Source organism: Microcoleus sp. BM001215392 (genome assembly GCF_036700185.1).
Classification (GTDB): Bacteria; Cyanobacteriota; Cyanobacteriia; order Cyanobacteriales; family Microcoleaceae; genus Microcoleus.
The window spans coordinates 1-12,623 of sequence record NZ_JAUBOJ010000212.1 but is presented as its reverse complement, the minus strand read 5'-3'; the positions used below and the strand labels follow the sequence as shown (position 1 = coordinate 12,623).

General features: G+C 46.8%; 14 protein-coding genes. 10 read left to right on the top strand and 4 right to left on the bottom strand.

The genetic code is table 11. The features are described from left to right. The first annotated feature begins 50 nt into the window (after positions 1 to 50). The 5 genes from QT974_RS21000 (at position 51) to QT974_RS20980 (ending at position 5,385) form a co-directional block, all read left to right on the top strand. Positions 51 to 593, top strand: a complete 543-nt coding sequence (locus QT974_RS21000) for an acyl-CoA thioesterase (RefSeq protein ID WP_333470359.1) — start codon at positions 51 to 53, stop codon at positions 591 to 593. Positions 594 to 843: 250 nt separating this feature from the next. Continuing rightward, entirely contained in the window at positions 844 to 2,295 is a 1,452-nt protein-coding gene (locus QT974_RS20995) for a YcjF family protein (protein ID WP_333470358.1), read from the top strand. A 231-nt stretch (positions 2,296 to 2,526) separates the two neighbouring features. Continuing rightward, positions 2,527 to 3,141, top strand: a complete 615-nt coding sequence (locus QT974_RS20990; RefSeq protein WP_333470357.1) for a Uma2 family endonuclease — start codon at positions 2,527 to 2,529, stop codon at positions 3,139 to 3,141. 73 nt (positions 3,142 to 3,214) lie between these two features. Continuing rightward, positions 3,215 to 4,741 carry a GTP-binding protein gene (locus QT974_RS20985; RefSeq protein WP_333470356.1) on the top strand — a complete coding sequence of 509 codons (1,527 nt, stop codon included), beginning with the start codon at positions 3,215 to 3,217 and terminating at the stop codon, positions 4,739 to 4,741. Further along, a complete protein-coding gene (locus QT974_RS20980) occupies positions 4,738 to 5,385 on the top strand; it encodes a type I restriction endonuclease subunit R (protein WP_333470355.1) in 648 nt (215 codons plus the stop codon). Before QT974_RS20985 ends, QT974_RS20980 begins: the two co-directional genes overlap by 4 nt. A 250-nt stretch (positions 5,386 to 5,635) precedes the next feature. Here QT974_RS20980 and QT974_RS20975 read toward each other — a convergent pair whose 3' ends face one another. Both QT974_RS20975 and QT974_RS20970 read right to left on the bottom strand, forming a co-directional pair. Then, positions 5,636 to 6,325, bottom strand: coding sequence for a hypothetical protein (locus QT974_RS20975; protein WP_333470354.1), 690 nt, complete (start codon positions 6,323 to 6,325; stop codon positions 5,636 to 5,638). 142 nt (positions 6,326 to 6,467) lie between these two features. Further along, positions 6,468 to 7,325, bottom strand: a complete 858-nt coding sequence (locus QT974_RS20970; RefSeq protein ID WP_333470353.1) for a TlyA family RNA methyltransferase — start codon at positions 7,323 to 7,325, stop codon at positions 6,468 to 6,470. A 305-nt stretch (positions 7,326 to 7,630) separates the two neighbouring features. On the opposite strand from QT974_RS20970, the gene QT974_RS20965 reads away from it, so the two are divergent. Further along, positions 7,631 to 7,828 (top strand): hypothetical protein, encoded by a 198-nt coding sequence (locus QT974_RS20965; protein ID WP_333470352.1) that lies wholly within the window; start codon positions 7,631 to 7,633, stop codon positions 7,826 to 7,828. Between the two features lie 112 nt (positions 7,829 to 7,940). Here the strand turns inward: QT974_RS20965 and apcB are convergent, their stop codons facing one another. After that, the gene (gene apcB / locus QT974_RS20960; protein ID WP_333265824.1) at positions 7,941 to 8,450 is read right to left on the bottom strand and encodes an allophycocyanin subunit beta; all 510 of its coding nucleotides are present in this window, start codon (positions 8,448 to 8,450) and stop codon (positions 7,941 to 7,943) included. A 335-nt stretch (positions 8,451 to 8,785) separates the two neighbouring features. Between apcB and glnA the strand changes: the two genes are divergently transcribed. After that, positions 8,786 to 10,207: a type I glutamate--ammonia ligase gene (gene glnA, locus QT974_RS20955; RefSeq protein WP_333470351.1), complete on the top strand. Its 1,422-nt coding sequence runs from the start codon at positions 8,786 to 8,788 to the stop codon at positions 10,205 to 10,207. Between the two features lie 117 nt (positions 10,208 to 10,324). Here the strand turns inward: glnA and QT974_RS20950 are convergent, their stop codons facing one another. Then, positions 10,325 to 10,765, bottom strand: coding sequence for a hypothetical protein (locus QT974_RS20950; RefSeq protein ID WP_333470350.1), 441 nt, complete (start codon positions 10,763 to 10,765; stop codon positions 10,325 to 10,327). A 99-nt stretch (positions 10,766 to 10,864) separates the two neighbouring features. Here QT974_RS20950 and QT974_RS20945 point away from each other — a divergent pair, with 99 nt between their 5' ends. From QT974_RS20945 to QT974_RS20935, 3 genes are all read left to right on the top strand, one after another. Beyond that, complete coding sequence (locus QT974_RS20945) at positions 10,865 to 11,191, top strand: hypothetical protein (protein WP_333470349.1); 327 nt, start codon at positions 10,865 to 10,867, stop codon at positions 11,189 to 11,191. 2 nt (positions 11,192 to 11,193) lie between these two features. Next, positions 11,194 to 11,418, top strand: a complete 225-nt coding sequence (locus QT974_RS20940) for a hypothetical protein (RefSeq protein WP_333470348.1) — start codon at positions 11,194 to 11,196, stop codon at positions 11,416 to 11,418. A gap of 129 nt (positions 11,419 to 11,547) precedes the next feature. Beyond that, positions 11,548 to 12,453, top strand: coding sequence for a ferritin-like domain-containing protein (locus QT974_RS20935; protein ID WP_333470347.1), 906 nt, complete (start codon positions 11,548 to 11,550; stop codon positions 12,451 to 12,453). Positions 12,454 to 12,623 lie beyond the last annotated feature (170 nt).

Below are 12,623 nucleotides of genomic sequence, written 5' to 3'. Positions count from 1 at the left end.
AGCATGACCGCATATAAGTTATTAGTTATCATCTCCTATTTACGGAGGTCATGCTTCGCCCCTACACACATATTTGCTTGCGCCCTGATGCACCCCCGATCGCGTCTGGGTTGGAATTATCGATCGCAATCGGAACTACAAAATACCCCAACAAGTGGAAAGGTGAGCAATTGACACCATTTACTGCACAAATTAGAGTGCGCCATTACGAAATGGACGCCCTCGGTCACGTTAATAATGCAGTTTACCAGCATTATTTAGAACACGCTGCGATCGAACATTTAGAACACTTGGGGTTTACGCTAGACCGCTACCGGGAATTGGGCGGCGTCTTTGTCATGCGGCGGATCGAAATTGATTATTTGCGATCGGCAGCCGCGGGCGATAGACTGGAGATATCGACTTGGATCGAACAGATGCGCGGGCCGCGGGCCGTCCGCCGCTACGAAATTCGCTCGAATGGAAGTGACGAAATCTTGTTAAAAGCAGAGGCGCTTTGGGTGTGGGTGGAAATTGCGACAATGCGACCACGAGCAATTCCCGCAGAAATAATTGATGTTTTTAAAGCGCAGTTTCAAGGAGAATCAACCTAGGAAAACATCAACTATTTTAGCGCTCAAATAATAATGTAAAAACCTCTTCGTTTGTAGTGAGGACTTCAGTCCTCTATTCCCCGTTTGAAAAAGTGCAAAAAGTTGATTGTACAACAGGCCGGAAATCCCGCACCAAAAGTGGGATAGCCCGATCGCCAGTTTGGATGTCGCAGAGGTACGATGGAATTAAGGGAGGGAGGCCAAGCCCGGTAAGGTTAAGCTTGGCGATAATACCCACAGGAAGGGAAAAATGACACTTAACTTGCGGCGACCAATTTTGATAGGCGGAATAGGACTTTCAGCAGCGCTGTGGCTGTTGGAAACTCTACAGCATTCGGGTTCAGAAATGGGCGAAACGGCACTCATCGGCTTGGCGGCTGCCGGTGCGGGGTATTGGTGGTGGAAACAACAATCTCCCCAACTCGAACTCGAACTCCCGCAGCCCCTGGCCAAGCGGGAAGCAGCCGAAAAAGCGATCGCGGCGGCCGAAGCAGCAATTAAACTGCTCGCCTCAGAAGCTCAAAACTCGGCAAATCCGGCTGATCTAACAGCAAAGCTCGATCGACTCAAAGCCGAATTAGACCGACAAGATTTGCGGATTACCGTAACTGGCGGCAAAGCTGTCGGTAAAACTGCCTTAATTAAAGTTTTAAACTCTGATTGGGCATTTCAACAGCCGCAACAGCAGATTTTCTCAGAAACAGCACCGCTGTTTGCCAATACCACAAATGCGGATGCTAAAATTGGCGGCGATTTAGTGCTGTTTGTCACGGCGGGCGACATCACAGATTCCGAGTTTCAAACATTATCTCAACTAGCGTCCGCAGGTCAGCGCGTGCTGCTAGTTTTGAACAAACTAGACCAATATTTGCCAGCGCAGCAATCACAAATTTTGCAGCAGTTGCACCAAAGAATGCAAGGAATATTGGGGACAGAAGATATAATTGCGATCGCAGCTTCCCCGAATTCGATTAAAGTGCGGCAGCACCAAGCGGACGGCACAATTCAAGAACGGATTGAAACTCAAGGCTCTCAACTCGAACGGCTGACGGAAAGATTCACTCAAATCTTAACTCAAGAACGGCAACAGTTGGTCTGGGCGAGTGCAGTCCGCGAGGCTGCAATGGTTAAATTAGAAGCAAAAACTTTATTAAATGGCGTCAGGCGCGATCGGGCAATGCCTATCATCGAACAATATCAGTATATCGCCGCCGCCGCCGTTTTTGCTAACCCGGTTCCCGCCTTAGACTTGTTAGCCACAACCGCCATCAGCACCCAACTGGTAATCGACCTCGGCGCTATCTATCAGCAACAGTTTTCCTTAGACCAAGCTAAGACAGTCGCGGGAACTTTGGCAACCCAAATGTTCAAACTCGGATTAGTAGAACTGTCTACCCAAACTATTACTGGGCTGCTGAAAAGCAATGCTGTTACCTATGCCGCTGGAGGCGCAGTCCAGGGAATTAGTGCAGCCTATTTTACCAGAATAGCCGGACTGAGTTTGATTGAATATTTCCAAAATCAAGAACTGGAAAATGCAGCCAAAGGCATTTTCAGTCTCAATCAGTTGACTAAGACTTTGCAAACAGTATTTCAGCAAAATCAACAAGTTTCCTTCTTGCAATCTTTCGTCAACCAAATTGCAAGTCGTCTCTCGCCTCAGACATCTGGGCCTCAGGCTGTTAAGTCGGCGGTCAATTAAGTTGAAATAAAGCAACAGGCAAGATTCCTGTTCCACAATAAAGTTTTGTTATTGTGGAACAGAAACCGTTAAGTCTGTGGCTAATTAAGTTAAAATAAAGCAACAGGCTTTCCGGCCTGTTCCACAAGAAAATTTTGTTATTGTGGAACCGCCATCTTGCCCGTTACCAGACTTCACTTCGGAACCAGCTAATATTTGCCTTCTTTGTTATTCCTAAAGAAAGTTTGCACAATGATACAAACTCAACCAAAAATACTAACCTTTGAAGAATTTCTAGAACATAAAGCCGAGAACAGATGCTACGAACTACACGACGGGGTAATGGTTGAAATGCAGCCAACAGGAGAACACGAAGATATCACAGCATACCTCGTTCAAGAATTTACACTGCTCTACACCCAACTGCAACTTCCCTACCGCATTCCCTCGAAAGCGTTAGTTAAGCCACCTGCTAAAGATACAGGATATATCCCTGATGTTTTGCTATTAAACCGTCAAGCTTTAGCCTCCGAACCCCTATGGTTGAAGTCAGCAACAATCACCCAAGGAACATCTATCCCGCTACTTGTGGAAGTTGTCAGTACCAACTGGCGCGACGATTATCTCAAAAAGTTGGCAGATTACGAAATGATGGGAATCCTCGAATATTGGATTGCGGATTATGCTGGATTCGGAGGAATACGTCATATTGGCGACCCCAAAGCACCCACTCTCTCGGTTTGTCAGCTTGTGGAAGGAGAGTATAGGATTAGACAGTTCAGAGGGACCGATCGCATTATTTCACCTACATTTCCCAATATGGAACTGAACGCGGAACAAATTTTCGGAGGCGGATCTCAGCCTTAAATTTGTAGTAAAATAAGTTAGATCGTTGATTTCTCCAAGTTCAATTATACCTGCTTAAAAAAGCCGATCGCCAATGGCTGACAACTCCCTTCAAGAAAATCGCTTATCCCTAGCCCGCGCCAGTTTGCGCGAAGCCCTCACGCGCTACTCCTACCTGCGCCAAGGCAAAAAAAACTCCAACAACACAGAGTTAGAAGCGGCGCTCCAAAATCAATTAGATATTTTAACTTCTACCTCCGAAAAACTCGACCACAACATCATTCGGATTGCAACTTTCGGCCTGGTAAGTCGCGGCAAATCAGCCGTATTAAACGCGCTGTTGGGTCAAAAAATCCTGCAAACAGGCCCTCTCAACGGCGTGACTCAATGGCCGCGTTCCGTGCGCTGGAGTGTGCCTTTACCCCTCCTTGACAGTGTAGAACCCCCCCAACCTCCCCTTGGTAAGGGGGGGCTTCTGGAACCTCCCCTTGGTAAGGGGGGGCTGGGGGGGGTTCAAGTAGAATTAATTGATACTCCCGGACTTGATGAAGTTGGCGGGGAAGTGCGCGGCGAGATGGCGAAACAAGTAACTCGCCAAGCTGACTTAATTCTGTTTGTTGTAGCTGGCGATATCACTCGCACTGAATATCAAGCTTTGTGCGAATTGCAAACAGCTCAAAAACCGCTAATTTTAGTTTTTAATAAAATTGACCTGTATCCAGAATTAGACCGAAAAGCTATTTACCAAAGTTTGCAAGCCCTGGGAAATTCTGAACAGTCAGCAGCCGATGCGGTAACAGATTTTGACGATTGGGACGATTGGGACGATTTGGACGATCGCCCAAACAACATCCCTGCTCCTAAATCTACCGCAAAATCACCCGCTAAAATAGCCAAATCCTTAGAAATAGTCATGGTAGCCGCCGAGCCCGCGCCGATGCAAGTGCGGGTAGAATGGTCAGATGGAAGTGTTACCAACGAATGGGAGTCGCCGCCTCCCCAAATAGATGAACTCAAGCACACACTTTTGACAATTCTTAACAGAGAAGGGCGATCGCTCCTCGCACTTAATGCTTTAGTAGAAGCTAGAGATGCCGAAGCAAATCTTGCTCATCAAATTCTCAAATTGCGCCAAACAGAAGCAGATGATTTAATCTGGCAATTTGCCAAATACAAAGCTTTGGCTGTCGGCTTAAACCCCGTTGCTTTCCTAGATGTCATGGGCGCAACTGTCGCAGATTTAGCCTTAATTCGCTCTTTATCCAGACTTTACGGTTTACCCATGACTGGTTACGAAGCTGGGAAACTTTGGCAAACTATTTTCTCTAGCGCTGGCGGCGTGCTTTTGGGAGAATTAGGTAGCAGTTTTCTCTTGGGATTTGGCAAAAGTGCAGCCGCTGCTGCGCCGCATATCGGCTTTTCGACCTTCGCCGGAGTCGCTGTCACTCAAGCTAGTTTAGCAGCTTACGGAACCTACGCTGTCGGTCGCGCTGCCCAAGTTTATTTAGAAAAAGGCTGCACTTGGGGTCCTCTGGGACAGGATACTGTCATTCAAGAGATTCTAGCTACCATCGAGCGCAATACAATTATCGATCGCTTGCAGCAAGAATTCAAAATATGACACAAACCGCAGCCGTTACTGAAGTCATCCAAACTTTAGCAGATGTTGAATCTCGATTCAATATTGCGCGAACTGAATCCGAGGGATTTTTTCCCGAATGGTATCAAGATTTGCCCGAAATTACAGAAGCCGATAAAAGTGCTCTCAATTTGATTCGGCGCCGATATCTCTATCACCTCAATGATGGAAATCTGACAGAAGGAACCGTCACGCTAATCATGGGTTCGCCTCTACTGGAACGGGCTGGTTTTTACGATTCACCTTTTAAAATGACTGCTGAAAAATCCGTACAAATTGTTTTAGATGAGGAGGATGAGGAAATAGAAACTCTCAAAGGACGGATTGATGTTTTAGTGATGCAAAATCAGTTTTGGGTGACACTCCTAGAATCGAAGCGCACCACGATTTCAGTAATGTCTGCACTTCCCCAAACACTAGCATACATGACAGCCAATCCCCGGCAGGATAGACCGAGTTTTGCTGCAATGACAAATGGCAGTGAAATTGTATTTGTCAAGCTAGACTTTCAGAATCCACCTAAATATGACTTATCAAGAATATTTTCACCGCTTCCTTTAACAAACGAACTTTTTACGGTTCTTCAAATCTTCAAAAAAATTGGTCAACTGATTGCTGTGTCCTAATAATTGCAGAAGACGGGCGCGGTTGAAACCGCGTCTACACGAACAAAACAAGCCGGACGCCGGTTGAAAACTGGACGATTCCAATTACCTTATTTTCTTTACACTGCGAAGGCAGACTACCCTTCAACAAGGCTAACGCCTACGTTGGTGTAGGATCAGTTTCAACCACGCCCGTCTTATCTTCAGTCTGCGGAGGCAGACGAAAGTTTGTGTAGACGCGGTTTCAACCGCGCCCGTCTTATTTGTATTCTTACCGTCCCGCGATTCTCACACCTTCCCTAAAATGAACAATCGTCGCAATTACCGCAATACAAAAATAAAATATTCTAATCAGCCAAAAACACACCCGCATTGACCAAGTAACAATCGTCGGAGCAACTCCTGTTAACTGCACAAATTTTGAATTAACTTTTTTTTCAAAGCTGTCGAGGTCTTTCATTTCAGATTGTTTTGTCGGAATCACCGGAAATTGCCCAGTATATACGTAATAACCGAGAAAACCCGGCACTCCTACCTTTCGTTGCAAAAATGAGTTAGTTAATGTTGCTGTTTCCGCAGGCAATAACTTATCCGATTCTCCTACTTTTTCCAGCCAAGAATTATATCTGAGCGCTGGCGTACTCATGAAAACTAAGGGAACTATAGGTATCAACAAAACCGCACTAATCTGACGGCTGTATTTAGGGGGTAGCAGTTTTGTGGCGAGCCCAAATCCCATGCCGACAAAAGCAAATACCAATATATTTAACAGTTCGATAATTTCGATGCCCCTCAACAAATCGCCGATAATCAGAATTGTATATAATAGTTTGTCTGCTAGTAGCAGAGCTGCGAACTTGATCAGAATTGAAACGCCGACAATCGTAGCTGCACTCGCCAGATATCCGATGCCACCTAGAACGTACAGAAAAACCGAACCGAATTGTTTTAATGACTGCATGGAATTATTCACTCTTGTGAAACTTTAGGAGTCTGATTGACAAAAAAACTTGAAATTTTAGATAAATCTGGCTCTCCAAATTTGAATCTTAAAATTGATTAGTTTGACATTTGGCAGTCCATCTAACATCTCAAATCTAAAATCACTTGACAAGTTCCTGCGCCGCCGCTTTCGCAACTTGTGCGATCCGTTCCTTCACAACACCTTCTTCGTTAGCGCAGCCCTCGAAGAGGATCGCACTTTGGTCTATTTCCTGTTCGCGATCGATCCCCAACCATAAAAGATACTCGATATTTCCAGCAGGGCCAAGTAAAGGCGACCACGTTAAGCCTCTTTCCTGCCATCCTAAGGCTGTGGCTGCCTTCCACACTTGAAAAATCGCATCGGCTTGAGTAGCCCAGTCTCGCACTACACCTTTTTTTCCGACGCGATCGCGCCCAACCTCAAATTGCGGCTTTACCAACAATACTGCTTCTCGCGGTGGTGCCAGCAATTCCCACAGCGCCGGTAAAACCTTATCTAGGGAAATAAACGACACATCTACTACCGCCAAATCTGCTCGCGGTGACTCGCCGTAAAGCTCCGCAGCAGTCATGTACCGCAAATTGGTGCGTTCTTTCAAAATAACCCTCGGATCGTTGCGCAAGCCCCAATCTGCTTGACCGTAGCCCACATCTATGCCGTATACCAGTGCCGCACCGGCTTGCAGCAGACAGTCGGTAAAACCGCCTGTGGAAATGCCGCCGTCGAGACAAATTCTCCCCGCCACGGGAATCGCAAACACTTGTAAAGCTTTGGCTAATTTGTCGCCGCCTCTGGAAACGTAGCGCGATCGCTCTTTAATCTGAATATTTGCTGCAATGTCAACCTCAGTCCCGGGTTTGTCAATTACCTGCTGATCGATCGATACTTTCCCAGTCCGAATCAAAGCCTGAGCTTGCTGTCGGGAAGCGCACAAATCCAGGTCTACCAATAAAGTGTCTAGTCGCTGTTTAGCCAAAGTTTGTAATTTTTACGGATCGGGTTTAGGACAGTATCACATTAGCACTTACGCAAAAACCGACAGCACATTTTTGGCGATTATTGTGTTTTACGAGGTACTACCGTCATTTAACATCGGAATTTGTCTGGTGTTTTGGGCCTTGATAGGCGATCGCCCTCACCTGGCATTATGTGACCTAGATCGCTATAGGTTTGTAGTCCGATCACAGATAAACATTCGTAGAATCACATAAAAAATTTGGCAAATAGCCGATTATGTAACTACAGGGAAATGCGCTACAAACACAATCAGGGCGATCGAGCATGAAAACAAGTAACTTTCCGATCAGAAATCAGAGCATTTGTCAAGAAAATCCCTTAGCCTTCATCAGCGGTAACATCATCCACATTCTTTACCCCAATGGCGAAGTAGAAGCAACAACCAGGGAGCAAATCGATCGTCGCCAAACCAAATGTCCCCTCGACAAATGCCTTGTCTGGGGATGCGTAGGAGATTTTTAAGTCATTAAAAAGATCGCTTGAAGGCACGAATGCCAAAAAAGCGATCTATCCAACACCTGCTACCTGCAAGCCACAACTGCAATTTGCTGCTAAAAGAACCAGCTTGCTTGACTTAAATATCTTGTTCGCTCAATTCGCGAATCATGTAATCAAAAGGCTGTTCCAGAAAAGGCCCGACAGACAAGCCGGCAGCTTCCACTTGAGCCTTAACCATTTCCTTCATAATCCCGATCCCCATCACCGTCGGGCCAATGGGAACGCTCAGAGAATTGTAAGTTTCGCGCAAACCTTGCAGCACGCGCTCGTCTAGCACATCGGTACTTCCAGCCACCAGGGCGTAAGTAGCGTAGCGCAAGTAATAGTCCATATCCCGCAGACAAGCCGCGTAGCGACGAGTTGTGTAGGCATTTCCACCAGGACGGATCAATTCGGGCTGTTCAGCAAATAGCTGAATACCAGCTTGCTTGACAATTGCCGCAGCATTGCTGTTAATCGCCGCTGCTGCTTGTACCCGTGCCGTGCCTGTTGCAAAATAAGATTTCAACCGATCGATACCATCTCGGTCTAAATACCTACCAGCAACATCATAATTTTCAATCAGACTCGTCACCGCATCACGCATAAGTTTCTCTCCCAAAAATCTTTATCAATACTTTGCTATCTGAGATAGACCGCCTATTGTAGACTACTACAAATCGGCCTTTGATTAAGATTTGAGATAGGATTTGCACAGAGGGTAGTCGATCGCTGGCAAATGACCGCAAATTTCAGCCGTTTGTCTGATATCAACAGCCGAAACACAGACAAGGCAAGCATCACGAACTACCCAACCCCACTAGGCCAACCCAAATATTTTGTATCTAATGTTACAAAAACCTGGAAAGTCAAGGCCTACGATCGCCCAAAGAGTCTGAAATCTGCCGAGCGGCAAGACAAAACCAATATCAGGAGTAAGTCATGTTCCAGACACCCCAAGAAGCCCTAAACTACATAAAAGAAAATAAGATCCAGATCGTCGATCTGAAATTCATCGATATGCCGGGGATCTGGCAACACCTTTCCCTGTACCACGACCAAATCGACGAAACCGCCTTCACCGACGGCGTACCCTTCGACGGTTCCAGCATTCGCGGCTGGAAAGCCATCAACGAATCAGACATGACAATGGTCATCGATCCTACCACCGCGTGGATAGACCCGTTCATGGCAGAACCCACGATCAGCTTCATTTGCAGCATCAAAGAACCCCGCACCGGCCAACCGTACAGCCGCTGTCCCCGGACGATCGCCCAAAAAGCCATAGACTACCTGCTGACCACGGGTCTCGGCGATACAGCATTCTTCGGCCCGGAAGCAGAATTCTTCATTTTTGACGACGTGCGCTTCGACCAAACCCAAAATTCCGGCTACTATTACGTAGACTCGATCGAAGGTCGCTGGAATTCCGGCAAAGAAGAAGCAGGCGGCAACCTCGGCTACAAACCGCGTTACAAAGAAGGTTATTTCCCAGTAGCACCAACCGATACCTCTCAAGACATGAGAACAGAAATGCTGCTGACAATGGCCAAATGCGGCGTACCCATCGAAAAACACCACCACGAAGTCGCCACCGGCGGCCAATGCGAACTCGGTTTCCGCTTTGCAACATTAGTCCAAGCCGCCGACTACTTGATGACATACAAATACGTCATCAAAAACGTCGGCAAAAAATACGGCAAAACCATCACCTTCATGCCGAAACCGCTGTTTAACGACAACGGTTCCGGGATGCACGTTCACCAGTCAATTTGGAAAGACGGCCAGCCGCTATTTGCAGGCGATCGATATGCAGGTTTCAGCCAAATGGGACTGCATTACATCGGCGGCATTCTCAAGCACGCCCCGGCACTTTTGGCAATCACCAACCCCACAACCAACTCTTACAAGCGATTGGTTCCCGGCTTTGAAGCGCCAGTAAACTTAGCTTACTCTCAAGGAAATCGATCGGCATCAGTGCGGATTCCGCTGTCAGGAACCAACCCGAAAGCCAAGCGCTTAGAATTCCGCTGTCCCGACGCCACATCCAACCCCTATTTAGCCTTTGCAGCCATGCTGTGTGCAGGCTTAGACGGCATCAAAAATCAAATCGATCCGGGCGAACCTTTGGACGTAGATATCTATGACCTTTCCCCAGAAGAATTAGCAAAAGTTCCTTCGACTCCCGGTTCCTTGGAAGGCGCTTTAGAAGCTTTAGAAAAAGACCATGCTTTCTTAACAGACACAGGCGTCTTTACCGAAGACTTCATCAAAACCTGGATTTCCTACAAACTCGACAACGAAGTTAACCCGATGCGGTTACGTCCTCACCCCTACGAGTTTGCTCTCTACTACGATTGTTAGATAGTTGAAAATTAAACATATTTGATGTTTGATTTTTAATCAAAAAAGGTCGCCATTGCAGGCGACCTTTTTTGATAATTTAGGCGGACTGTCAAACCAAATACCAATTCCCACATATTAAAAATTCTCTATAACAGCCCAGACATTCGCGTTACACGAAACTATCAGAGCGGCGCTTTTATTAGTAGCGTCTTCAGTAGCGTATAAGACATCCTTTACTACCCATTTATTTGCTTTCTCATCAACAATAAATAAATCATCAGCGGTAGTATCTTCCTGAATCAGATATATCTTATTGAGAATGAAACGTGTCCTCGCCTCAGCTTTTGGTATGCCCCTAACTTGATCTGGATCGACAGAGATGGCACTGCCTTTTTTTAAGGTACCTTGAGAGTTGGTTAAATGGCGATCCCTCTTTTCTGATACTTCCGCGCTGTAAATCTGCGAATCAAGCAGACTTCCTGATATATTTGAGACATTAGCGATCGCCTCGTTTACTTCCAAGCCGAGAAGCGCTGCACTCGCAGTCAAAATTAGCAAAGGCTTAAAATGATTCACAGCAATTAAATATCCTTAACAGGATCATCAAATAAAGAGTACACTTAAGTAATAATAATTTAGTTTATAGCGATCGTAGCCAATAACCAATAACCAATAATGTCCGATATTTTTGTGATGGTACGCAATCAAAATAATATTGCCATGACCTCAGTTGATGGCATTGCCTTTATTACTTTACTAAATCGGGACGGACGGATACTGGCCGAGGAGACAGTTGCCTTGATGGAGGCAGATGCGGGATTTGATGACTTGGCAGCAGGACAATATACTGTAATAGTCAGGCACGAACTGGTGGAACCTCGATCGGCTACATGGGATGTCACGATCGGCAATGAAGATCAAGTAATTATACTAACATTTGTTTATCTAGAACCGGAACGGGTACTGCTTCGCATTCTAGCTACTGTTGAAGAGAGGTTATGACCATGACAGCTAAAGTTATTCCATCACAGTCAATTAAAATGTTCCGCTATCGAGTACATTTCTTGGCAAAAGACCTTTGGAAGGAGAAAAACCCAGTTGGTCGAATGAATCTGGCTTTGCAGTTGGCGGATGCGGCGAGTACGCTGGCTAGACTGGAAGTGGAGGAGGCACGAAAATTCAAAGAAGAGTCGGCTTCGGATCTGGTTTCAGATGAGACTAAAATTTGATGTCAAGCCAATGCCCGATGCCCGATTTCCGATGCCCGATCCCCGAATAATTCTACCTTGCGAGTGAATTAGGAAGCCCAAAAACTGCGTTACACTTTTATAAGTATCTTTACAAAACAACATAAAAGCATGACTGTTGCTTATCCCCGCAAGCTGCGCAACGCCATGGGAGCGCGCGAGATTTTAGCTCAAGTGGTGCGCGATCGCGAAATCCACCTGATCACCCTCAACCGCTACCGCTTCAGCGAACAGCGCAGTTGCAAAGACCTCACCGACTTGATCGAGCAGCTAGACGGCGAACCGGCCGAACTCGTGCGCGACCTGTCCCGGCACATTTCCGACGAAGCGCGGCACGCCATGTGGCTTACCGACTTGCTGGTAGACCTCGGTCAAAATGTCGGAAAGCCGCCGGGAGTCTCATACATTGACGAATTTGAACGGTTGTTCGACAGCGAGCAAAAAGACCCTACCAAAGACCGCGAAGATTTTGTAATTTCTTCGTTAGCGGCGATTAACGTCACCGAAAAGCGGGGATGCGAGTATTTCTCAGCCCACATCCACGCCCTCAAGAATGCTCCCCAAACCGACGAAAACGTCAAAATCCGCGAAACGATCGAAAAGATTTTTCCCGAAGAAGCAGGTCACGTCCGCTGGGGAAACCGCTGGCTGGGTGCAATTGCTGCTAAGAGTCCCGCACACCGGGAAAAGGTGGAACAGGCAAAACGCAAGTATGCGGCGATCGAACAAGCAGCATTCGAGTCGGGAATGGATATCATGCTGGGAGCAGAACTGCGCCGCGTCACCCGCTTGGTAGACATCGCCAACACTATGCCAATGTGGGAACGCCCGCAATATTTGATGGAGCGCTTGCCGGCCACCCTGATCGCCCCTGACCTGCAAATGACCAGAGTCGATGTAGCTCAGCGGGCCTGGAACCGCGACCCGCAGGCCTTTGTCGAGAAATTTGTGCCGATGTTCCTCAACGGGATGAAAACTATTGACAAGAAGCCGGCCTCGGCTAAGTCTAAGGTTTAAAAACTGTTTAGTTCCCGCGTTCGCCGGGACTAGAAACCCGGTTTCTCCCTAGCCCTCTGATCGAGGCGCCAGATATCTGATTGAGAAACCGGGTTTGTTTTGGGGAGTCCTAAAGGTCAATCGATTTGAGATTTGAGATTTGAGATTTTAGATTGAAGCATTGACCCCAC

Excerpts from the sequence above, each read along its gene's own strand:
- QT974_RS21000 (WP_333470359.1), top strand. The coding sequence starts at position 51 with ATGCTTCGCCCCTACACACATATTTGCTTGCGCCCTGATGCACCCCCG.
- QT974_RS20995 (WP_333470358.1), top strand. The coding sequence starts at position 844 with ATGACACTTAACTTGCGGCGACCAATTTTGATAGGCGGAATAGGACTT.
- QT974_RS20990 (WP_333470357.1), top strand. The coding sequence starts at position 2,527 with ATGATACAAACTCAACCAAAAATACTAACCTTTGAAGAATTTCTAGAA.
- QT974_RS20985 (WP_333470356.1), top strand. The coding sequence starts at position 3,215 with ATGGCTGACAACTCCCTTCAAGAAAATCGCTTATCCCTAGCCCGCGCC.
- QT974_RS20980 (WP_333470355.1), top strand. The coding sequence starts at position 4,738 with ATGACACAAACCGCAGCCGTTACTGAAGTCATCCAAACTTTAGCAGAT.
- QT974_RS20975 (WP_333470354.1), bottom strand. The coding sequence starts at position 6,325 with ATGCAGTCATTAAAACAATTCGGTTCGGTTTTTCTGTACGTTCTAGGT.
- QT974_RS20965 (WP_333470352.1), top strand. The coding sequence starts at position 7,631 with ATGAAAACAAGTAACTTTCCGATCAGAAATCAGAGCATTTGTCAAGAA.
- apcB (WP_333265824.1), bottom strand. The coding sequence starts at position 8,450 with ATGCGTGATGCGGTGACGAGTCTGATTGAAAATTATGATGTTGCTGGT.
- glnA (WP_333470351.1), top strand. The coding sequence starts at position 8,786 with ATGTTCCAGACACCCCAAGAAGCCCTAAACTACATAAAAGAAAATAAG.
- QT974_RS20945 (WP_333470349.1), top strand. The coding sequence starts at position 10,865 with ATGTCCGATATTTTTGTGATGGTACGCAATCAAAATAATATTGCCATG.
- QT974_RS20940 (WP_333470348.1), top strand. The coding sequence starts at position 11,194 with ATGACAGCTAAAGTTATTCCATCACAGTCAATTAAAATGTTCCGCTAT.
- QT974_RS20935 (WP_333470347.1), top strand. The coding sequence starts at position 11,548 with ATGACTGTTGCTTATCCCCGCAAGCTGCGCAACGCCATGGGAGCGCGC.